The sequence below is a fragment of the Lentzea rhizosphaerae genome, assembly GCF_042649515.1.
Lineage (GTDB): Bacteria > Actinomycetota > Actinomycetes > Mycobacteriales > Pseudonocardiaceae > Lentzea > Lentzea aerocolonigenes.
In genome coordinates, this window is sequence record NZ_JBHRZI010000037.1 from 1 (window position 1) to 21418 (window position 21418).

The following is a 21418-nucleotide window of genomic DNA, read 5'->3' on the forward strand; positions in this document are numbered from 1 at the left end:
GGTCAAGCCTGGCCGCGACGGGCAACCTACCGGGGGTCCGGGGGCGAAGCCCCCGGCTGGGGTCTGGGGGCTCGGCCCCCAGAAGACACAGCGGAAGAGACCGGCTGACGCTTTCCGTCGGCAGACCTGTCCCACTCTGAAGCACAGAATGTGCGCGGATCAAGACAAGCGTGGACACTTTGACACTGCCACACCTGCGGCACCGGACCCAGGATTCTCCGATGGAACCGACCGCGTTCGCCGTGTTTCAGCAGCGTAACAGGGGGTTGAACGATGGCAGTTGAGTCCTCACCGCCCCAGGTCACACCGGACGGCCGCGTCGAACTGAGCGACGTGGGTCCCATCAAGGACAGCCGTTTCTACAACCCCGAGCTCGCGCCGGTGCCGATCGAGCAGCGGACCTGGACGACGTACAACTTCTTCGCGCTGTGGATGGGCATGGCGCACAACATCCCCAGTTACACGCTCGCGGCGTCGCTGATCGCGCTGGGCATGGACTGGGTGCAGGCGTTCCTCACGATCACGCTGGGCAACCTGATCGTGCTGATCCCCATGCTGCTCAACAGCCACGCCGGCACGAAGTACGGCATCCCGTTCCCGGTGTTCGCCCGCGCGTTCTACGGGATCCGCGGGGCCAACCTCGTCGCGCTGCTCCGCGCGTTCATCGCGTGCGCCTGGTTCGGCATCCAGACGTGGGTGGGCGGCAAGGCGCTGCACGTGATCATCGGCCGGCTGGCCGGTGAGGGGTGGACCAAGGCGTCCGAAGTGGGCGGTCAGCCCTGGACGTTGTGGTTGTGCTTCTTCGGTTTCTGGGTCGTGCAGATGCTGGTCATCTGGCGCGGTATGGAGGCGATCAGGCGGTTCGAGAACTGGACGGCGCCGCTGGTCAGCGTCGGGTTCCTGATCCTGCTGGGCTACGTGCTGGTGAAGGCGGGCGGCTTCGGGCCGATCCTGCACACCGGCAGCAAGCTCGGCTGGGGTCCCGACTTCTGGAAGGTCTTCTTCCCGTCGCTGATGGGCATGATCGCGTTCTGGTCCACGCTGTCGTTGAACATGCCGGACTTCACGCGGTTCGGCGGGTCGCAGCGCAAGCAGGTCACCGGGCAGATCCTCGGTCTGCCGACCACGATGTCGTTCATCGCGATCGTGGCGATCCTGACGACGTCCGGCGCGCAGGCCCTGTACGGCGAGGCGATCTGGGACCCGGCGGACCTCGCGTCCCGCTTCGACAGCACGATCCTGGTGCTCGTCGCGCTGATCTCGCTGGTGCTGGCCACGATCTCGGCGAACCTCGCGGCGAACGTCGTCAGCCCCTCCTACGACTTCTCGAACGCGTTCCCGAAGCGCATCACGTTCGCGATCGGCGGCCTGATCACCGGCGTCGTCGGCGTCCTGATCCAGCCGTGGCGGCTGATCTCCGACCCGAGCATCTACATCTTCGCGTGGCTCGGGTTCTACGGCGGTCTGCTCGCTTCGGTGGCGGGTGTGTTCGTCGCCGGGTACTGGGTGATCAAGAAGACGCAGCTGCACCTGCAGGACCTCTACCTGGACGGCAGGGGCGCGTACTGGTTCAACGGCGGCTGGAACTGGCGTGCCGTCCTGGCGACCCTCGTGGGCTCCGTGCTCGCGGTCGGCGGTGCCTACGGCGGACCGTTCCCGGCGGACGGCCTGATCCCGTTCCTCAAGCCGCTCTACGACTACAACTGGGTGGTCGGCTTCGTCGCCGGCTTCCTGGTTTTCCTTGCTCTGAAGGACAACACGGCAAAGGAGACGACCAGGTGAGCAACATCATCCGGGCGGCGCTCGTCCAGCAGAAGTGGACGGGCGACAAGGAGTCGATGATCGCGAACGCGGTCGAGCACATCCGCAGCGCCGCTTCCCAGGGCGCGCAGGTGCTGTGTCTCCAGGAGCTCTTCTACGGACCGTACTTCTGCCAGGTTCAGGACGCGGACTTCTACTCCTACACCGAGGCGATTCCCGACGGCCCCACCACGGAGCTGATGCAGGAAGTCGCGGCGCAGAACAACATCGTGCTGATCGTGCCGATGTACGAGGTGGAACAGCCGGGCGTCTACTACAACACCGCGGCCGTGATCGACGCGGACGGCACGTACCTCGGCAAGTACCGCAAGAACCACATCCCGCAGGTGAAGGGCTTCTGGGAGAAGTTCTACTTCAAGCCGGGCAACCTCGGTTACCCCGTGTTCGACACCGCGGTGGGCCGGATCGGCGTCTACATCTGCTACGAGCGCCACTTCCCCGAGGGCTGGCGCGCGTTGGGGCTCGCGGGCGCGAAGATCGTGTTCAACCCGTCGGCGACGTCTCGGTCGCTGAGCGAGTACCTGTGGCGGCTGGAGCAGCCCGCCGCGGCCGTCGCGAACGAGTACTTCGTCGGCGCGATCAACCGTGTCGGCGTGGAGCCGTTGGGAGACAACGAGTTCTACGGTCAGACGTACTTCGTCTCGCCGCGCGGCCAGCTCGTCGGTGACGCGGCGTCCGACACCGAGGAAGAGCTCGTGGTGCGCGACCTGGACCTCGACCTGCTGACCGAGGTGCGGGACACGTGGGCGTTCTACCGCGACCGCCGTCCCGACACCTACGAGGGCCTGGTGACGCCGTGAGCGTGCTGATTCGCAACGGACTGGTCATCAACGCGACCGGCTCGCACGCGGCCGACGTGCTGATCGAGGGCGAGCACATCGCCGCCCTGGTCACGCCTGGGTTCGAGGTGCAGGCCGACGAGGTGATCGACGCGGCCGGGAAGTACGTGATCCCGGGCGGCATCGACGTGCACACGCACATGGAGATGCCGTTCGGTGGCACCCAGTCCGCGGACACGTTCGAGACCGGCACGACCGCGGCGGCGTGGGGCGGCACGACGACGATCGTGGACTTCGCCGTGCAGCCCAAGGGAAGCAGTCTGCTGTCCACTCTGGACAAGTGGCACAGCAAGGCCGACGGCAACTGCGCGATCGACTACGGCTTCCACATGATCATCTCTGACGTGAACGACGCGTCGCTGAAGGAGATGGAGTCGTGCATCGCGGCCGGGGTGAACAGCTTCAAGATGTTCATGGCCTACCCCGGCGTCTTCTACGCCACCGACGGCGAGATCCTGCGCGCCATGCAGAAGGCGCGCGAGACCGGTGCCACGATCATGATGCACGCCGAGAACGGCATCGCGATCGACCAGCTCGTCGCGCAGGCGCTGGCCAACGGTCTGGGCGACCCGGTGCAGCACGGGCTGACCCGCCCGCCGGAGCTGGAGGGCGAGGCCACCTCTCGAGCGATCCAGCTGGCGAAGGTCACCGGTTCACCCCTGTACATCGTGCACTTGTCCGCCGCACAGGCACTCGACGCGGTGACGGCCGCCCGTGACACGGGCCAGAACGTGTTCGCGGAGACGTGCCCGCAGTACCTGTACCTGTCGCTGGAGGACCTGGCCCGTCCCGGCTTCGAGGGCGCCAAGTACGTCGCGTCGCCTCCGTTGCGTCCCAAGGAACACCAGTCGTCGTTGTGGCGGGGCCTGCGGACGAACGATCTCTCGGTGGTCAGCACCGACCACTGCCCGTTCTGCTTCAAGGACCAGAAACAGCTGGGGCTGGGCGACTTCTCCAAGATCCCCAACGGCATGCCCGGCGTCGAGCACAGGGTCGACCTGCTGCACCAGGGCGTCGTGAAGGGCGAGATCACCCGCGAGCGCTGGGTCGAGATCGCCTCCACGACCCCGGCCCGCATGTTCGGCATGTACCCGCGCAAGGGCGTGATCGCACCGGGCGCCGACGCGGACGTCGTGATCTACGACCCCGCGGCCACGCAGACGATCTCCGCGGAGACCCACCACATGGCCGTGGACTACTCGGCCTACGAGGGCTTCGACGTCACCGGCAAGGTCGACACCGTGTTCTCCCGCGGCCGCAAGGTGATCGCCGACGGCGCCTACCACGGCTCGACGGGCCACGGCCGCTTCGTGTCCCGCGACCTCAACCAGTACCTGGTCTAGGAAAGGACGATCGTGGACTTCGGCATCGTGCTGCAGACCGACCCGCCGGCGCGGGACGTGGTGGAAGGCCTCCGCGCGGCCGAGGACTGCGGCTTCCGCTACGGCTGGACGTTCGACTCCTGCGTGCTGTGGCAGGAACCGTTCGTCATCTACTCCCAGGTCCTCGCGGCCACCCGTGACCTGATCATCGGCCCCATGGTCACCAACCCGTCCACCCGCGACTGGTCGGTGACGGCATCGCTGTTCGCGACGCTGAACGACATGTTCGGCAACCGCACGGTCTGCGGCATCGGCCGGGGCGACTCGGCCCGCCGCGTGATCGGCCAGAAGCCGGCCTCCCTGGCCACGCTGGGCACCGCGATGCACGTGATCAAGGAGCTCGCCGAGGGCCGGGAGGTCGAGCACCACGGCACACCCGTGCAGATTCCGTGGGTGCGCAACGGAAAGCTCGAGATGTGGATGGCCGCGTACGGTCCCAAGGCGCTGAAGATGGTCGGCGAACAGGCCGACGGCTTCATCCTGCAGACCGCCGACCCGGACATCGCCCGCTGGACGATCGGCTCGGTCCGCGAGGCCGCAGCCGCCGCCGGACGTGACCCGTCGGCCATCACGATGTGCGTGGCGGCCCCCGCCTACGTCGGAACTGATCTCTCCCATCAGCGGGACCAGTTGCGGTGGTTCGGGGGCATGGTCGGCAACCACGTCGCGGACCTCGTTGCGCGGTACGGGGATTCGGGCGTCGTGCCCAAGGCCCTGACCGACTACATCAAGGACCGCGAGGGCTACGACTACTCCCACCACGGCAAGGCGGGCAACCGCTCGACCGACTTCGTGCCCGACGCGATCGTGGACCGGTTCTGCCTGGTCGGTCCGGAGTCGGCGCACGTGGAACGGTTGCAGGAGCTGAAGGAGATCGGCGTCGACAACTTCGCGCTGTACCTGATGCACGACGAGAAGGACAAGACGCGCGACGCCTACGGCTCGTCGATCATCTCCGCGGTCTGAGCTCCGCGAGGTTGGCGATGAAGGGAACCTTCCTCGACCTGAGGTGGAGGAAGGTTCCCTTCATCGCCGAGCGTCACGTCAGAAGTTCGGGTTGCTGAACGCCTTGGAGTCGCACTCCGGGATGAACGTGTCACGGCAGACGTAGATCACGATCCGCCGGATGCCCTCGATGTCGCTGGCGTGCACGTCGTCCCAGGACGCCTCCGAGTTGCAGCCGCCGTGGTGGAACCGCTCCGTGCCGGTCCAGCGGTTGTCGACGTCGATGTACCAGAACACCGGCTGGCTGTCGCAGGCCAGGTCGCGCAGGTGCGCCGTCGGGATGTTGAAGCTGCTCCTGTTGGTCCAGCTGATCGAGCCCCAGGCGCGCGCGTGCCGCGTGCCGTCGCTGTTGCTCTCGTAGATGTTGTAGTCCGTGGCCGCCAGCGCGGGCGTGACACCGATGCCGGCCAGCACGGCGACCGACCCCAGCGTCGCCAGTGCCTTGGAGATGAGACGCACCCCTTGCTCCTTTCGAAACGTCCCCCATTCGAGTGACGCGAAAGGATCATGCCCAACGGTCCATCAAGATCCAATACATCGGACCGAATCGTGATCATCGTCCACAATCGACGGAAGGACGGCTACCGCACGGTGCGGGTCTCGCCATCCCACTCCGCAGTGAGCTCGGGCAGCAACTCCGCCAGCTGCACCGGATACACCGTGTCCTCAGTGGACTCCAGCTCCTCCACCGTCCACCACCGGTACCCGGAGATCGTCGTCTCCTCCACGTCGTTGAACCCCGACGTGTCCACGGCCAGATCCCCGTCCACGGAGGCGTAGAAGAACCACTCCTCCGCGTCGAACGTGTCGCCGTCGAAGCTGAACACCGCACGACGACGCCAGATCGGGCCGATCAGCGACTCGGGCGAGAGCTTCAGACCGGTCTCCTCGAAGGCCTCGCGCACGGCCGCGTCCCGCAGTTCCTCGCCGTCCTCCACACCGCCGCCGACGGTGAACCAGAAGTGTTCCTGGGGGCGCGCAGGGTCGAAGCCGTGGAACAGCAACACGCGCCCCGCAGCATCCGTCAGCACCACACGGGCAGAAGGGCGCGGTGTCAGCATCACGGCGTCGGACGGTGCGGACGGCTCGGCGATCTCGAAGTACGACGGCTGCGGTGCGGTGCCGCTCAAACGCAACCACCGCACGATCCTGCGACGGCGCTGGAGCAAGGTGTCGCGGACCGCGTCGTTGTGCACGCGGCGGGCCAGCACGACGCGTTCCTCGGCGTCGGCCAGCTCGAAGGCCAGTGCGGGAGCCAGAGCAGAGCGGTCCAGGGCGCCCAGCAAACCGGAGAGCTCGTTCTCGGCCAGCTCGCGCTCCGAACGAGAAGCCGACTCGGCACGCGAGGCCGCAGCGGACAGGGCCGGGTCCAGCAGGGCGCGGACCACGACCGCGCGGCGGGCCAGGGCCGCGTCGAGGGCGGCCCAGGCTGCGTCGGTGCGGACGTGCAGGCGGTCCAGGCGGTTCGCGATCGAGAGGATCCACGCGGACAGCAGCAAAGCGAAGACGACTACAACCAGGAAAGTGGTCATGCCTCGCTCACCCGGCGCGGGTCGGCGGCGATGGCCGTTTCGTAGACACGCAGGACCTGCGACGCGACCACGGACCAGTCGAAGGCCTGCACGCGTGCGGACGCCTGGTCGACGTACTCCGCGCGCAAAGCCGAGTCCTGCAACACAGAGCGCAACGCCGAAGCCAAAGCAGCCGCGTCGCCCACCGGGAACAGCACGCCCGCCTTGCCGTCGTCCAGCACGCGGCGGAACGCGTCGAGGTCCGACGCGACGACGGCGGTACCGGCGGACATGGCCTCGGTCAGGATGATGCCGAACGACTCGCCGCCGGTGTTCGGGGCGACGTAGACGTCCACCGAACGCAGCATCCTGGCCTTCTCGACGTCGTCGACCTGGCCCAGGAGGTCGACGCGGTCGGCGAACGGGCCGTCGAACGTCGACTCGCCGCGGCCCACCACCAGCAGCCTCAGGTCCGGGAACTCGTCGGCGATCAGGCCGAACGCCTCCCACAGGATCGGCATGCCCTTGCGCGGCTCGTCGTAGCGGCCGACGAAGCCGATCGTGCCGCCGGGGCTCGGGTATCCGTCCAAAGTGGACGCCGAGGCGAAGAACTCGACGTCGACGCCGTTGGGGATCTCCACCGCGTCGCCGCCGAGGTGCTCGACCTGCACGCGCCTGGCCAGCGCGGACACGGCGATGCGGGCGGTGACCTTCTCCAGGAACGGTTGCAGCACGCCCTGGAACGCCGAAAGCATCTTGGAGCGCGGGGTCGACGTGTGGAACGTGGCGACGATCGGGCCGTCGGCGACCATCAGCGCCAGGAACGACAGCGACGGCGCCGTGGGCTCGTGCAGGTGCAGGACGTCGAACTGGTGCTCATCGATCCACCGGCGTACGCGCGCGTATGAGACGGGGCCGAAGGACAACCGCGCCACGGACCCGTTGTACGGGATGCCGACCGCGCGGCCCGCGGACGTCACGAACGGCGGCAGCTCCTGGTCGTCGTCCGCCGGCGCGAGGACGTTGACGGAGTGCCCGAGGCCGATCAGGGCGCGCGCGAGGTCGACGACGTGGGCCTGCACTCCTCCCGGGACGTCGAAGGAGTACGGGCAGACGATGCCGACCTTCACCGCGAGAGCCTCCTGGCGAGGGCGGCGCGGCGGCTCTCCGGCAGGTCGGCGAGCCAGAGCTTCTGGAGCATGTGCCAGTCGGCCGGGTGCGCCGCGATGTCGGCCGCGAACACGTCCGCGACGGCCTGGGTGGCGGCCTGGACGGTGCTGACCTTGATCGGCGGGTGGATGCGGAAGTGCCAGCCGTCCTCGGTGAACCAGCAGCCGACCGGGAGCAGCGCGGCCCCCGTCGTCGCGGCGAGGTGCGCGGGGCCGGCGGGCATCAGGGTCTGCTCGCCGAAGAACGTGACGGGCACGCCGGACGAGGTCAGGTCGCGGTCCGCGAGCAGGCAGACGACCTTGTTGTCCCGCAGGCGCTCGGCCAGCACCGTCGCGGGTGGACGGTCGCCGCCGTTGAGCGGAAGCACCTCGAAGCCCAGGGTCTCGCGGAACTCCACGAACTTGCGGTACAGCGACTCCGGCCTCAACCGCTCGGCCACCGTCGTGAACGTGCCGGAGTGACCCACGAGCCACACGCCGGCCATGTCCCAGTTGCCGCTGTGCGGGAGCGCGACGACCGCACCGCTGCCCTCGCTCAACGCGGCGTCGAGGTTCTCCTGGCCGGAGACCTGCGAGTTGCACTTCTCGTACGCAGCGCGCAAGTCCATAGACGGCAGACGGAACGCCTCGCACCAGTAGCGCGCGTACGACCGCAAGGAGTCGCGCACCAGTTCGTCGAGTTCTTCCTCGCCCGCACGGGGCACGACCCGGCGCAGGTTCTTGCGCAGCTGTTCGACGCCCTCGCCACCGCGCTTGGCGGCGTAGTCGGCACCGAAGCGGAACAGCGCGTGGGCCCACGACTGCGGCAACAGCCGAATGAGCCGCCACCCGGCCGTGTACCCGAGGGTCGCGAGGTTCACGCGGCCTCCCGCGCCGACTTCGCCACGGCCAGGATCCGCTGGATCACCGTCGCGACCGTCATGACCGCCAGCAGCCACAACGCGATGTCCATCAGGTGCGGCACGCCGAGTCCCTGCACACCGGCACCGACCAGGGCGACGATGAAGCGCTCCGCCCGCTCGGCCAGACCACCGTCCGCGGAGAGCCCCGACGCCTCGGCGCGCGCCTTCACGTACGAGATGACCTGCGAGGCCACCAGGCAGATGAAGCCGGCCACCGCCGTCCAGCGCGCACCCGTGTCGAACGCGTACCAGGTGAGCGCCGCGAACAGCGCGCCGTCGGCGATGCGGTCGCAGGTGGCGTCGAGGACGGCGCCGAACTTCGTCGGCCCCTGTGCTCTGGCCATCGCGCCGTCGATCAGGTCGAGCAGCACGAAGAACGTCACCAGCGCGCAGCCCAGGAACAGCTGCCCGCGGGGGATGAACCACAGTGCGCTCGCCACGGCACCGGCGGTGCCGACGACGGTGACGGCGTTGGGCGTGAGGCCACGCGCCAGCAGCCACGCCCCGATCGGATCGGTGACGCGCGAGACGGACGCGCGAGCGAAGATGTTCAGCATGGCGTGTCGCAGCCTAGCTGGACTGGTGAAACGCACTTCCCGCGGGTGAGGCGGCACCCACGAGCAGCCGCTCAGAATCCCCCTCTGGCCCCCTTCAACCGAGCCGGCGGTGATCCTCCGCTATCCGCTTCAGCAACGCCTGCAGCTCCTCCCCCCGCACCGCCAGCCGCTCCAGCCTGCCGAACAACGCGAGGTACTCGCGCACGTCCAGCGGGTCGGTGATGGTGGCGTTGCCGGTCAGCACGCTGACCGTGACGACGCGCTCGTCGTAGATGTGGAAACCGTGCAGCGCGACCACGTTCGCGTCGGCTGACCACGGCACCACGCCCAGGCGGACGTTCGGGCGGCGCTGGATCGCGGCCAGGTGCTCGACCTGTTCCGCCATCAGCTCCGCCGAGCCCATCCGCCAGCGCAGCGCGCTTTCGGAGAGCACGAACACGAACTGCTTGGCCAAATCGTCCATGCGGGACCGTCGTATGCGCAGGGCGGCCACCGCGGCCTCCTGCTCCGACGGCGGCATCGTCCCCAGCACGATGCGCAGGTAGGCCTCCGACTGCAACAACGCGGGTACCAGGTTCACCTGGAAGAACCTCGATGTCGCTGCTCGGGCCTCCACGCGGCTTATCGTCTGCTGGTGGCGGTGCGCCCCTCGGTGCAGCACGACTCGGCGGGTTTCCGCCTCCGCGTGCAGCGACCTGGCGAGTTCGACCAGTTCGATGCGCGTCTCCCTCGTCGCGGCCAATTCCGCTACGAGACGCTCCACATCCGTGACGGACGGGAGCAGCATGCCGTTCTCGATCTTCGACAGCTTTGACTGGCTCATCCCGGTGGCACGGGCGGTGGCCGTGCCGGTCATCTTCGCCTCGGTGCGCAACCGGCGTAACTCACGCGAAAGCCGTTCTCTCGCTAATCGCGAACGCTCAGGTGCGGTCATGTTCGCACCGTAACCATCCGCACACGTTGAGACGATCGGCCATAGGCGGGGACTTGACTCGCAGTTGACACCTCCAGGTGGGTGATCTCACCTACCTGGAATCGGTTTGTACTGGCGTTACGTCTCGATCGATCGACCAAAAACACCCGAAAGTTGCAATGCAACCTATTCCGCGCCGGGTGGAAAGAGCACCGAATGTCCGACGCGGACAACGTGAGTGGTTTTTGTCACTCTTTTGTCCAAGAATTAGTACGGCTTTCAATCACGCATGGCCTGGCTAAACGCACTGTTTAGCACGTGGGCAATACAAGACTCACCGAACCCAAAGGTGACGGCGACCGAGTCAGTCGACGGCCTTCCAGCCGTCCGCGAGCAGCTGCCGGGTCTCCCCCAGGAGCTGGGGCAGCACCTTCGTGTGCCCGATGACCGGCATGAAGTTCGCGTCCCCGCCCCACCGCGGCACCACGTGCTGGTGCAGGTGGGCGGCGATGCCGGCGCCGGCCACGACGCCCTGGTTCATGCCGACGTTGAACCCGTGCGGCGACGACACGTGCCGCCCCACCCGCATCGCTTTCTGCGTGAACGCGGCGAACTCCGCGGTCTCCGACGAAGTCAGGTCCGTGTAGTCCGGCACGTGCCGGTACGGCAGCACCATCAGGTGGCCGGGGTTGTACGGGTACAGGTTCAACACCGCGAAGACCTCGGCGCCGCGCGCGACGATCAGACCGTCCTCGTCGGACAGCGTGACGACGCGGCAGAACGGGCAGCCCGCGGGCTCGTCGCCCTCGGCCTTGCCCGCGCCCTGCACGTACGACAGGCGGTGCGGGGTCCACAGGCGCTGCAACGCGTCGTGGACCCCCACACCGTCCTGTTCGGAGTACTCAGGCGTCACGAGAGCAGTTCCGCCGTGGGCGAGGCGTTCTCGCGGCGCTGCACCCAGTCGACGATCTGCTCGACGGCCCGCTCCACCGGCACGCCGTTGATCTGCGTGCCGTCGCGGAACCGGAACGACACCGCGTTCGCCTCCACGTCCTTGGCGCCGGCCAGGAGCATGAACGGCACCTTCTGCATGGTGTGGTTGCGGATCTTCTTCTGCATGCGGTCGTCGGACGCGTCGACGTCGACCCGGATGCCCTTCTTGCGCAGCACCTCGCGCACCGCGAACAGGTGGTCGGCGTTGTCCGAGGTGACCGGGATGCCGACGACCTGGACCGGTGCGAGCCACGCGGGGAACGCGCCCGCGTAGTGCTCGGTCAGCACGCCGAAGAAGCGCTCGACCGAGCCGAACAGCGCGCGGTGGATCATGACCGGGCGCACGCGCGAGCCGTCCGGGCCGGTGTACTCGAGCTCGAACCGCTCCGGCAGGTTGAAGTCGAGCTGGATGGTCGACATCTGCCAGGTGCGGCCGAGCGCGTCACGGCACTGCACCGAGATCTTCGGGCCGTAGAACGCGGCGCCACCGGGATCCGGCACGAGCTCCAGACCGGACTCGCGGGCCACCGAGGCGAGCGTCTCGGTCGCCTCTTCCCAGATCTCGTCGTCACCCACGTACTTCTCGGGGTTCTTGGTCGAGAGCTCCAGGTAGAAGTCGTCCAGGCCGTAGTCGCGCAGCAGGTCGAGCACGAACTTCAGCAGTGAGGCCAGCTCGTCGCGGATCTGGTCCTTGGTGCAGAAGATGTGCGCGTCGTCCTGCGTCATGCCGCGGACTCGGGTCAGGCCGTGCACCACGCCGGACTTCTCGTAGCGGTACACGCCGCCGAACTCGAACATGCGCAGCGGCAGCTCGCGGTACGAACGCCCGCGCGACTTGAAGATCAGGTCGTGGAACGGGCAGTTCATCGGCTTGAGGTAGTAGTCCTGGCCGGGCTTGCGGACCGTGCCGTCCTCGTTTAGCTCGGCGTCGAGGTGCATCGCCGGGTACATGCCGTCGCGGTACCAGTCGAGGTGGCCGGAGACCTCGAACAGGTTGCCCTTGGTGATGTGCGGCGAGTAGACGAACTCGTAGCCCTCTTCGGTGTGCCGCTGCCGGGAGTAGTCCTCCATGGCCTTGCGGATGATGCCGCCCTTGGGGTGGAACACCGCGAGGCCGGAGCCGATCTCGTCCGGGAACGAGAACAGGTCGAGCTCGGTGCCGAGCTTGCGGTGGTCGCGGCGCTCGGCCTCGGCCAGGCGCTCCAGGTACGCGTCCTGCGCCTCCTGGGACTCCCAGGCGGTGCCGTAGATGCGCTGCAGCTGCGGGTTGTTCTCGTTGCCCCGCCAGTACGCGGCGGCGACGCGGGTCAGCTTGAACGCCGGGATGTGCTTGGTGGTCGGCACGTGCGGGCCGCGGCACAGGTCGCCCCAGACCTGCTCACCGGAGCGCGGGTCGAGGTTGTCGTAGATCGTCAGCTCGCCGCCGCCGACCTCCATGACCTCGCTGGTGTCGACGTCGCTCTTGATGTCGACGAGCTCCAGCTTGAACGGCTCGTTCGCGAGCTCGGCCTTGGCGGCGTCGACCGACTCGACCACGCGGCGGGAGAACCGCTGCGAGCCCTTGATGATCTGCTTCATGCGCTTCTCCAGCGCCTGCAGGTCCTCGGGGGTGAAGGGCTTGGAGACCTGGAAGTCGTAGTAGAAGCCGTCCTTCACGGGCGGGCCGATGCCGAGCTTGGCCTCGGGGAACTGCTGCTGCACCGCCTGCGCCAGCACGTGCGCGGCGGAGTGGCGGATCACGCTGCGGCCGTCCTCGGTGTCCGCGGCGACGGCCTCGACCTCGACGTCGACCTGCGGGGTCCACGACAGGTCGCGCAGGTGGCCCTCGGCGTCCTTCACGACGACGATCGCGTCGGAGCCCTTGCCGGGCAGACCGGCCTCGCGCACGGCCGTGCCCGCCGTCGTCCCAGCCGGAACCACCACGCGCGGCGGATTCTGGGCGACTGCTGGGCGCGACTCGGACACGGTGACTCCTAGCTCGAAGTATGGGTAAGCAGATCAGATGTTATCGGTGCTCAAAACCGACATGACGATCGCGTCGTGGAAGACGCCGTCCCAGAGCAGGACGTCCCTCAGCCGGCCCTCCTCGCGGAAGCCGCACTTCTCGTAGACGTGGATCGCCCGTTCGTTGAACTCGTACACCTCCAGGTCCACCCGGTGGAGGTTGCGCTCGGTGAACGCGTGGTCGAGGACGTGCCTGATCGCCGCGGTGCCGTAGCCCTTGCCCCAGCCGTCCCACAGGGCGATCCGCAGCCCCGATTTCCGGTTCGCGTCGTCGATGGGATTCAGCACGATCTCGCCGATGCACTTCCCGTCCTCGACGATCGCGCGGGTGTAGCGGTTCGGGTCGTTCAGCGTCCGCTCGATGTAGGCCTCGTAATCCTCCAGGGTGAACGTGCCGTGCGTACCGGTGAAGCGGTTGACCTCGTCGTTCTTCGGTCCGCCCGCGAGCATCTGCGGTGCGAACTCACGACGCAGCGGTACGAGTTCCATGCTCTGATTGAAGCGGGTGGTCGCAAGTCGTTTCCGCTGGACGCGATTCATACGCAGCGGCTTCTGAGTGGTTTTTCGGATGCGTCCGGGAGGGTGGAGCGAGCAGTCTGTGTGCCCGGCCCGCCGCCGAACGGAGCACCGAGATGCACGACGTCGTCGTCGAATGCCCGGTCCGCCTCACCGAGGCCAACCGGGACGAACTGCGCCTGCTGTACGCCGACCTGCGCGACCACTACGCGCGGCGCGACGCCCGTGACGGCACCCGCACGACGCTGCACTTCGTGTGGTCCGGCGTGCTCGACGCCGAACTCTTCGGCGCGACCTACGCCGACCAGCGACACGTCTTCGCGGGCTCGCGACCGGTCCTGAACTCCGCCGGGAACGGGCTTCAGGAAACGAACAGGTGGCTGTCAGCCTCACCTCAGCCGAACGGCGCATCGTTGAGGACATGAGCGAGCAGGGACAGGCGCCTCCACCGCAGGAGCCGCCGAAGAACGAACCGCAGGCCGCCCCTGCACCGGACCAGGCGACGACCCCGCTGCCGGCCGGAGCACCGGCCACACCTGGACAGCAGCCCACCGCCGAGCAGCCGGCAGCACCCGCCGCGGGCCAACCGGCGGCGGAGACACCAGCTCCAGCAGCAGCGACAGCGGCGGAAGCACCGGCCGCACCCCATCCAGCGGCAGCGACCCCTTCGGTTGCAGCACCCGCCAGGCCTGGCCGCGTGAGGCGTTTCGCGGGACACCGCGCCACCCAGCTGGTCGCCGTGGGCCTGCTGGGTCTCGTCCTCGGCGGCGGCATCGTGGGAGCCGTCGCGGCTAACCGCCTCGACCACCGCGGCGGACCGGGCCACGTCCGGATGTACGACCGCGGCGACCGCGGACCCGACCGTGGTCAGGATCGCGGCCAGGACCGCGGTGGCTTCGAGCAGCGCGGCCCGTTCGGGGACCGGGGCGACCGCTTCGAGCGGTGACCGACCGAGCGCGCGACCCACGTCTCTGCCCGAGTCCCCGACGACGTGAGTCGCGCGCCACCAGCCAGGAACGCACGTCACCGCCGGATCAGTCCCCCTCGTTCTGCGGTGGCGTGCGTTCCGCCCACACGACTACTGCGAAGCCTGCGGCCCCAACCGGATCGCCAGCAGCTGGCGTCGCAGCACCTTCCCGGTCGCGTTGCGCGGCAGCTTCGGCACGACCACGACCTCGCGGGGCACCTTGTGCCGCGCCAGCCTGGTCCGCACGAACTCGCGCAGCTCCCGCACGTCGATGCGGGCACCCGCCACCGGCACCACGAACGCGCGCAACCGTTGCCCGTACTCGGGATCCGGCACGCCGAGCACCGCCGCGTCGCGCACCCGGTAGTGCGTCATGAGCAGGTTCTCGACCTCGACGGGGTACACGTTCTCGCCGCCGGACACGATCATGTCGTCCTCACGGCCGTCGAAGTACAACCGGCCGTTGGGGTCGAAGTGGCCGAGGTCGCCGGTCGCGACCAGCCCGTCGATGGACTCCTTCTGCGAACCGTCCGTGTAGAGGTCGACGGTGAGAGAGCCGCGCACGTAGATCCTGCCCGTCACGAACGAACGCGTGATGCGGTTTCCTTCTTCGTCGTAGAGCCGCACGATGCAGTTGTGCGGCGGCAGGCCGACGCTGGACGGCGCGGCGGCGAGGTCGTCCGGCGTCGCGACGGTGGCGACCGCGACTTCCGTTGAGCCGTAGAGGTTGTAGAGCACCGGCCCCAGCACGGCCTGGGTGCGGTGCACGAGGTCCGGAGGGAGCGTCGAGCCCGAGGAGAACACCACGTTCAGGTGGCTCAGGTCGTACGAGTCGATCACCGCGCGGTCCAGCTCCATGATCCGCTGCAGCATCGTCGGCACCAGCACGATCGTCGTGCACCGCTGGCCCTGCACCGACCACAGCGTTCTGCGCGGGTCGAAACGGCGGTGCAGCACCGCGCGCGAGCCCAGTGACATCGCGAGCGTCAGGTGCGAGTAGCCGACGGAGTGGAAGATCGGCGCGGCGATGAACGTCGACTCGTTCGCCCTCATCGGGATGCGGTCGAGGAAGTCGGACGCCGTCAGCACCGACTTGATCTCGCGCGCCGTTCCCTTCGGCACGCCGGTGGTCCCCGACGTCAGCTGGATGACGACACCGGGCTCGCGCGGCGGTTCCAGCTCTCCGCGCGGTGCCTTGGCGACCAACTGGTCGAGCGTCGGCGTGCGACGGTCCAGCCCGTCGCGCGACCACGCGAGCCAGCGCGGGATCGACGGCGGCAACTGGTGGAACAGCGGGGTGAACTCCTCGTCGTGAATCACGAGCGACGCCCGTTCACGTTGCAGCAGGTCCAGCACGACCGGAGCGCCGAAGCCCGTGTTCACCAGCAGCACGCGGACACCGAGCTTCGCGCACGCCAGCAGCGACTCGACCATGCCGCGGTGGTTGCGGCACATCAGCGCCACGATGTGCGTGTGCTGCACCCCCAACGCGCGCAGGCCCTGCGCGATCGCGGTGGAACGCCGGTCCAGCTGCCGGTACGTGACCGATCCGCGTTCGTCGACGACCGCGATGCCGTCCGGGTTCAGCAGGACGGAACGGCGCAGCGCCGTCACGTTCGGTCCCCAGACCTTGACTTCTTTCAAGGCCTGCACGGACATCTTGAAGTTCTTGAGACTCACCATGCCCGCCTCGGACAAGACGCGGAGTGAGTGCACCCGGCCCATGGCGTCGTGAAACACCTTGCGCAACCCTGGCATCAACAGCTCCTTGCCGCTGCAAGTCCCCGAGGTATTCGGACGGTAACTGTCCGCAAGGCTCACGCCAAGTGTTGTTCCATGCGGAATGTGCATGACAACGGTACTACCGTACCTGAAAACCTTTTCACGTTGCCCGGGTGGTGCCCGGAACCCTTCCACAGCGCTGTCAGAGCACGAGTCTGACCGGTCAGACCAAAAATCCCCGCAGCAACGACGCCGTTCCGTCGAGGTGCTCGGCCATCGCCTGCCGGGCCGACGCCGGGTCTCCGTCCAAAATGGAGGTGATGATGCGTTCGTGCTGGGCGTTGGAGTGCGCCAGGTTCGGCTCGAGCAGCGGGATGTTGTCCAGCAGCTCGTTGGCGCGCATCCGGGCCTCGGCGACGGCGGCGGTGAGCGACGCGGACCCCGTGGCCTCGGCGATCGCCAGGTGCAGCCGCGAGTCCTTGCGCCGGTACTCCGCGAGTGACGCGGTGGACGCCTCCTCCAGCCGGGTCCGCAGCCCGCGCCGTTCCGACGGCCCCAGCGACCGGCCCGCCGCGGCCTCCGCGGCACCGGTCTCCAGGACTTTCCGCAGCGTCAGCGCGTCGTGGAGGTCCCCGAACTCCTTTCCGGGTGCCGACTTGGGGATCTCGTGGTTGACGAACGTGCCGCCGTACCGGCCGCGCCGCGACTCGACGTAGTTGTTCTCCTGCAACGTTCTGATGGCCTCGCGCACGGTCACCCTGCTCACGCCGAGCCGGGTGGCCAGCTCCCGTTCGGACGGCAGCCGCTCCCCCGGCGCGACGACGCCGAGCCGGATGGACTGCATGAGCCGTTCGACGGTCTCCTCGAAGGCGTTGCCCGCCCGGACCGGGCGGAACAACGCCTCCTGCGCGTGTTCGACCATTAGAGCGGTGTGACGTACGCGCCGGCGATGCCACCGTCCACGAGGAAGTTCGACGCCGTCATGAACGACGAGTCGTCCGACGCCAGGAACGCGACAGCGGCGGCGATTTCCTCGGGTTCGGCGAACCGGCCGAGCGGTACGTGCACCAGGCGCCGCGCGGCCCGCTCGGGGTCCTTCGCGAACAGCTCCTGCAGCAGCGGCGTGTTGACCGGCCCGGGGGAAAGCGCATTCACGCGGATGCCCTCGCGCGCGAACTGCACACCGAGCTCACGCGACATCGCCAGCACGCCGCCCTTGGACGCGGTGTAGGAGATCTGCGACGTCGCCGCGCCCATCGTCGCGACGAACGACGCGGTGTTGATGATCGAGCCCTTGCCGTTGGCCTGCATGTGCGGGATGGCGTACTTGCAACACAAATAAACCGACGTGAGGTTCACCTTCTGGACGCGCTCCCACGCCTCGATGCCCGTCGTCAGGATCGAGTCGTCGTCGGGCGGCGAAATGCCGGCGTTGTTGAACGCGATGTCCAGCTTGCCGTAAGTGTCCACAGTGGCCTGGAAGAGCGCCTTGACCTGCTCCTCGTCGGTCACGTCGACCTGGACGAACAGTCCGCCGGCCTCGTCCGCGGCCGCCTTGCCGGTCGCCGGGTCGAGATCGGCGACGACGACCTTCGCGCCCTCGCTCGCAAACCTGCGCACGGTCGCGAGTCCGATGCCGCTGCCGCCACCCGTCACGACGGCCACGCGGCCCTCGAGTCGCTGCACCATCTTGTTTCTCCTGTCAGGTTGCGTGAAATCAGGTAGCGATGAAGACGTTCTTGACTTCGGTGAAGGCGTCCAGCGCGTCCGGACCGAGCTCGCGACCGAGCCCCGACTGCTTCACGCCACCGAACGGCGTCCAGTAGCGGACGGACGAATGTGAGTTGACAGAGAGATTTCCGGCCTCGACGGCACGCGACACCCGGATCGCGCGGCCGACGTCGTTCGTCCAGATCGACCCGGACAGCCCGTACTCGGAGTCGTTCGCGATCCGGATCGCGTCGGCCTCGTCGGTGAACGGCAGCACGACGACGACCGGTCCGAAGATCTCCTCGTAGACCGTCGGGTGGTCCGCGGGCGGTGTGAGGACCGTCGGCGGGAACCAGAACCCCGGTCCGTCCGGCGCGCTTCCCCGGAACGCGACAGGAGCGTCGTCTGGTACGTAAGACGCGACCTTGCCGAGGTGCGACGCGGAGATGAGCGGCCCCATCTCGGTCGCGTCCTCGCCGGGCTCACCGACCTTGACGCCCTTGACGGCGGGCTCCAGCAGCTCCATGAACCGGTCGTAGGCGCTCGCCTGGACGAGGATCCGCGACCGGGCACAGCAGTCCTGCCCGGCGTTGTCGAACACCCCGTACGGCGCCGTCGCCGCCGCCTTCTCCAGGTCGGAGTCCGCGAAGACGATGTTGGCCGACTTGCCGCCCAGCTCCAGCGTCACCCGCTTCACCTGGTCCGCGCAGCCCGCCATGATCTGCTTGCCGACCTCGGTCGAGCCGGTGAAGACGACCTTGCGCACCAACGGGTGCGTGACGAACCGGTTGCCGACGACGCTGCCCTTGCCCGGCAGCACCTGGAAGACGCCCTCGGGGATGCCTGCCTCCAGGGCCAGCTCGCCGAGCCGGATCGCCGTCAGCGGCGTGAGCTCGGCGGGCTTGAGCACGACCGTGTTGCCCGCGGCGAGCGCCGGGGCGAACCCCCAGCCCGCGATCGGCATCGGGAAGTTCCACGGCACGATCACGCCGACGACGCCGAGCGGCTCGTGGAACGTGACGTTCAGCCCGCCGGGCACCGGGATCTGCTTGCCGAACAACCGTTCCGGCGCGGCCGAGTAGTACTGCAGCACGTCGCGGACGTTGCCGGCCTCCCACCGCGCGTTGCCGATCGTGTGGCCGGAGTTCTCGACCTCCAGCCGCGCCAGCTCCTCGTTGTGCGCGTCGACGAGCTCCGCGAACTTGCGCAGCAACCGCCCGCGATCGCCGGGTGCGACGTTCCGCCAGCTCTGGAACGCCTGCTGCGCGCGCACGATCGCCGCGTCCGTCTCTTCGAGAGAGGTGTGCGGTACGGACCGAACGACCTTCTCGGTGGCGGGGTTGATGACGTCAAAGGTCACGACGCTCTTCTCCTTGCGGCTTCGACCAGCGCTTCGAACAACCTCAGGTCCTCGGTGTCCTGCTCGGGGTGCGACTGCACGCCGACGACGAACGGGGCGCTCTCCAGTTCGACGGCCTCGACCGTGCCGTCGGGTGCCGCGGCGGTGACGCGCAGCCCGTCCGCGACCCGGTCCAGCGACTGGTGGTGGTGGCACTGCACGGTCGTCGCGCCGCCGAGGACGTCGTGCAGCCGTGAGTCCCCGACGATCTCGATGTCGGTGTGCCCGAAGACGCCCGGCGCCGGGTTGTGACCCTCGATGTGCTGGTGCAGCGTGCCGCCCAGCGCCACGTTGAGCACCTGCATGCCCCGGCACACGCCGAGCACCGGCAGGTCGATCTTCAGCGCGGCCTCGACCAACGCGAACTCGGCGTCGTCGCGGTCGCGCCGCGGTTCGCCGGTCTTCTCGTGCTTCTCGGCACCGTAGGCGGCGGGGTCGATGTCCGCGCCGCCCGCGATCACCAGTCCGTCCAGGAACGCGATGGTCTCGGCGGTCCAGGTGCCGACCGGCGGCAGCATGACCGGGTTGCCGCCCGCCTTGACCACGCAGTCGAGGTAACCGCGGTAGAGCACCGCGGCTTCCACGTCCCAGTGCCCGAAGCGCGTGCGTTCCAGGTACGTGCTGATGCCGATGAGTGGCTTAGAGGCGCTCAAACCCGCGTACCTTCTCCCAGTCCGTGATCGCCGCCTCGAACGCGTCCAGCTCGACCTTGGCCGCGTTGAGGTAGTGGTCGACGACGTCCTTGCCGAAGGCCTCCCGCGCGATCTCGCTGGCCCCGAACAGGTCGGCCGCCTCGCGCAACGTCGTCGGCACGGTCGGCCGGTCGGACGCGTAGGCGTTGCCGACGAACTCGTCCTCCAGCTCGAGCTTGTTCTCGACCCCGTGCAGACCGGCCGCGATCAGCGCCGCGACCGCCAGGTACGGGTTCACGTCCCCGCCGGGTACCCGGTTCTCGAACCTGAGCGACTGCCCGTGGCCCACGACCCGCAGCGCGCAGGTGCGGTTGTCGCGACCCCACGCCACCGCGGTCGGCGCGAACGAGCCCTTCACGAAACGCTTGTAGGAGTTGATGTTCGGCGCCAGGAAGTAGGTGAACTCGCGCAGCGCCGCCAGCTGGCCCGCCAGGAAGTGCTTCATCATCTCGGACATGCCGTGGCCCTCGGCGAAGACCGGGTCGCCGTCCTTCGAGCGCACGGACAGGTGGATGTGGCAGGAGTTGCCCTCGCGTTCGTTGTACTTCGCCATGAACGTGAGCGACTTGCCCTGCTGCGCCGCGATCTCCTTGGCGCCGTTCTTGTAGATGGCGTGCTGGTCGCACGTCCGCAACGCCGTCGTGTACCGGAACGCGATCTCGTGCTGGCCGGGGTTGCACTCGCCCTTGGCCGACTCGACGACCATGCCCGCGCCCGTCATGCCGTTGCGGATAGCGCGCAGCAACGGTTCAACGCGCGCGGTGCCCAGCAACGAGTAGTCGACGTTGTACTGGTTCGACGGCGTGAGGTTGCGGTAGCCGGCGTTGAACGCCTGCTCGTACGTGTCGTCGAAGACGATGAACTCGAGCTCGGTGCCGACGTAGGCCTCCAGGCCGAGCGCGGCCAGCCGGTCGAGCTGCTTGCGCAGGATCTGCCGCGGCGAGGCGACGACCGGCTCGTCGTTCTCCCAGACGAGGTCGCACATGACCAGCGCGGTGCCCTCCTGCCACGGGACGCGGCGCAACGTCGAGATGTCCGGCTTCATCACGAAGTCGCCGTACCCGCGGTCCCAGCTCGACATCGCGTAGCCGCTGACCGGGTTCATCTCGACGTCGACGGCGAGCAGGTAGTTGCAGCCCTCCGCGGAGTGCCCGAGGACCTCGTCGAGGAAGTACTGCGCCGCGCACCGCTTGCCCTGCAGGCGCCCCTGCATGTCCACGATCGCCACCAGGACGGTGTCGATCTCACCGGTGTCCACGGCCTCGCGCAACTCCTCGACGGTCAGCATCCCGCGTTCCTCCAAAGGTATGTCTGCG

The 21418-nt window shown here is 68.2% G+C and carries 21 protein-coding genes; 6 read left to right on the forward strand and 15 right to left on the reverse strand.

Annotated features, from left to right (window positions below):
* Positions 1-273 precede the first annotated feature (273 nt).
* Genes ACFOWZ_RS39215 through ACFOWZ_RS39230 form a run of 4 tightly spaced genes read left to right on the forward strand, consistent with a single transcriptional unit; the run spans position 274 to position 5008 of the window.
* A complete protein-coding gene (locus tag ACFOWZ_RS39215) occupies positions 274-1782 on the forward strand; it encodes an NCS1 family nucleobase:cation symporter-1 (protein ID WP_382379033.1) in 1509 nt (502 codons plus the stop codon).
* On the forward strand, positions 1779-2621 hold the full coding sequence (locus tag ACFOWZ_RS39220) for a nitrilase-related carbon-nitrogen hydrolase (protein ID WP_382379034.1): 843 nt from the start codon (positions 1779-1781) through the stop codon (positions 2619-2621). Before ACFOWZ_RS39215 ends, ACFOWZ_RS39220 begins: the two co-directional genes overlap by 4 nt.
* Positions 2618-4003: a dihydropyrimidinase gene (gene hydA, locus ACFOWZ_RS39225; RefSeq protein ID WP_382379035.1), complete on the forward strand. Its 1386-nt coding sequence runs from the start codon at positions 2618-2620 to the stop codon at positions 4001-4003. Before ACFOWZ_RS39220 ends, hydA begins: the two co-directional genes overlap by 4 nt.
* 12 nt (positions 4004-4015) lie before the next feature.
* On the forward strand, positions 4016-5008 hold the full coding sequence (locus tag ACFOWZ_RS39230) for a TIGR03842 family LLM class F420-dependent oxidoreductase (protein WP_382379036.1): 993 nt from the start codon (positions 4016-4018) through the stop codon (positions 5006-5008).
* Positions 5009-5086: 78 nt separating this feature from the next.
* On the opposite strand, the gene ACFOWZ_RS39235 is transcribed toward ACFOWZ_RS39230, so the two are convergent.
* The 9 genes from ACFOWZ_RS39235 to ACFOWZ_RS39275 all read right to left on the reverse strand — a co-directional run bounded on the left by ACFOWZ_RS39235 (position 5087) and on the right by ACFOWZ_RS39275 (position 13585).
* Positions 5087-5506, reverse strand: a complete 420-nt coding sequence (locus ACFOWZ_RS39235) for a hypothetical protein (protein WP_382379037.1) — start codon at positions 5504-5506, stop codon at positions 5087-5089.
* Positions 5507-5628: 122 nt separating this feature from the next.
* On the reverse strand, positions 5629-6579 hold the full coding sequence (locus ACFOWZ_RS39240) for an NUDIX hydrolase (protein WP_382379038.1): 951 nt from the start codon (positions 6577-6579) through the stop codon (positions 5629-5631).
* The gene (locus tag ACFOWZ_RS39245; RefSeq protein WP_382379039.1) at positions 6576-7688 is read right to left on the reverse strand and encodes a glycosyltransferase family 4 protein; all 1113 of its coding nucleotides are present in this window, start codon (positions 7686-7688) and stop codon (positions 6576-6578) included. The genes ACFOWZ_RS39240 and ACFOWZ_RS39245 overlap by 4 nt, the downstream gene beginning before the upstream one ends.
* The gene (locus tag ACFOWZ_RS39250; RefSeq protein ID WP_382379040.1) at positions 7685-8587 is read right to left on the reverse strand and encodes a phosphatidylinositol mannoside acyltransferase; all 903 of its coding nucleotides are present in this window, start codon (positions 8585-8587) and stop codon (positions 7685-7687) included. The genes ACFOWZ_RS39245 and ACFOWZ_RS39250 overlap by 4 nt, the downstream gene beginning before the upstream one ends.
* Positions 8584-9186: a phosphatidylinositol phosphate synthase gene (pgsA, locus tag ACFOWZ_RS39255; protein WP_030466204.1), complete on the reverse strand. Its 603-nt coding sequence runs from the start codon at positions 9184-9186 to the stop codon at positions 8584-8586. The genes ACFOWZ_RS39250 and pgsA overlap by 4 nt, the downstream gene beginning before the upstream one ends.
* 94 nt (positions 9187-9280) lie before the next feature.
* Positions 9281-10120, reverse strand: a complete 840-nt coding sequence (locus ACFOWZ_RS39260; RefSeq protein WP_382379041.1) for a helix-turn-helix domain-containing protein — start codon at positions 10118-10120, stop codon at positions 9281-9283.
* 343 nt (positions 10121-10463) lie between these two features.
* On the reverse strand, positions 10464-11012 hold the full coding sequence (locus ACFOWZ_RS39265; RefSeq protein ID WP_382379042.1) for an HIT family protein: 549 nt from the start codon (positions 11010-11012) through the stop codon (positions 10464-10466).
* Positions 11009-13057, reverse strand: coding sequence for a threonine--tRNA ligase (gene thrS, locus ACFOWZ_RS39270; RefSeq protein WP_382379043.1), 2049 nt, complete (start codon positions 13055-13057; stop codon positions 11009-11011). Before thrS ends, ACFOWZ_RS39265 begins: the two co-directional genes overlap by 4 nt.
* Positions 13058-13090: 33 nt before the next feature.
* The gene (locus tag ACFOWZ_RS39275; protein WP_382379044.1) at positions 13091-13585 is read right to left on the reverse strand and encodes a GNAT family N-acetyltransferase; all 495 of its coding nucleotides are present in this window, start codon (positions 13583-13585) and stop codon (positions 13091-13093) included.
* A gap of 143 nt (positions 13586-13728) precedes the next feature.
* Here ACFOWZ_RS39275 and ACFOWZ_RS39280 point away from each other — a divergent pair, with 143 nt between their 5' ends.
* Both ACFOWZ_RS39280 and ACFOWZ_RS39285 read left to right on the forward strand, forming a co-directional pair.
* A complete protein-coding gene (locus ACFOWZ_RS39280; RefSeq protein ID WP_030466209.1) occupies positions 13729-14037 on the forward strand; it encodes a hypothetical protein in 309 nt (102 codons plus the stop codon).
* Positions 14034-14558 (forward strand): hypothetical protein, encoded by a 525-nt coding sequence (locus ACFOWZ_RS39285; RefSeq protein ID WP_382379045.1) that lies wholly within the window; start codon positions 14034-14036, stop codon positions 14556-14558. The genes ACFOWZ_RS39280 and ACFOWZ_RS39285 overlap by 4 nt, the downstream gene beginning before the upstream one ends.
* Positions 14559-14690: 132 nt before the next feature.
* Here the strand turns inward: ACFOWZ_RS39285 and ACFOWZ_RS39290 are convergent, their stop codons facing one another.
* The 6 genes from ACFOWZ_RS39290 to ACFOWZ_RS39315 all read right to left on the reverse strand — a co-directional run bounded on the left by ACFOWZ_RS39290 (position 14691) and on the right by ACFOWZ_RS39315 (position 21390).
* Positions 14691-16337 (reverse strand): AMP-binding protein, encoded by a 1647-nt coding sequence (locus ACFOWZ_RS39290; protein ID WP_382379046.1) that lies wholly within the window; start codon positions 16335-16337, stop codon positions 14691-14693.
* 187 nt (positions 16338-16524) lie between these two features.
* Positions 16525-17223, reverse strand: a complete 699-nt coding sequence (locus ACFOWZ_RS39295) for a FadR/GntR family transcriptional regulator (RefSeq protein WP_382379047.1) — start codon at positions 17221-17223, stop codon at positions 16525-16527.
* Positions 17223-17990, reverse strand: a complete 768-nt coding sequence (locus ACFOWZ_RS39300; RefSeq protein WP_382379048.1) for a 3-oxoacyl-ACP reductase — start codon at positions 17988-17990, stop codon at positions 17223-17225. Before ACFOWZ_RS39300 ends, ACFOWZ_RS39295 begins: the two co-directional genes overlap by 1 nt.
* A gap of 28 nt (positions 17991-18018) precedes the next feature.
* Complete coding sequence (locus ACFOWZ_RS39305) at positions 18019-19371, reverse strand: aldehyde dehydrogenase family protein (RefSeq protein ID WP_382379049.1); 1353 nt, start codon at positions 19369-19371, stop codon at positions 18019-18021.
* Complete coding sequence (locus ACFOWZ_RS39310; protein WP_382379050.1) at positions 19368-20063, reverse strand: gamma-glutamyl-gamma-aminobutyrate hydrolase family protein; 696 nt, start codon at positions 20061-20063, stop codon at positions 19368-19370. The genes ACFOWZ_RS39305 and ACFOWZ_RS39310 overlap by 4 nt, the downstream gene beginning before the upstream one ends.
* The gene (locus tag ACFOWZ_RS39315) at positions 20050-21390 is read right to left on the reverse strand and encodes a glutamine synthetase family protein (protein WP_382379051.1); all 1341 of its coding nucleotides are present in this window, start codon (positions 21388-21390) and stop codon (positions 20050-20052) included. Before ACFOWZ_RS39315 ends, ACFOWZ_RS39310 begins: the two co-directional genes overlap by 14 nt.
* Positions 21391-21418 lie beyond the last annotated feature (28 nt).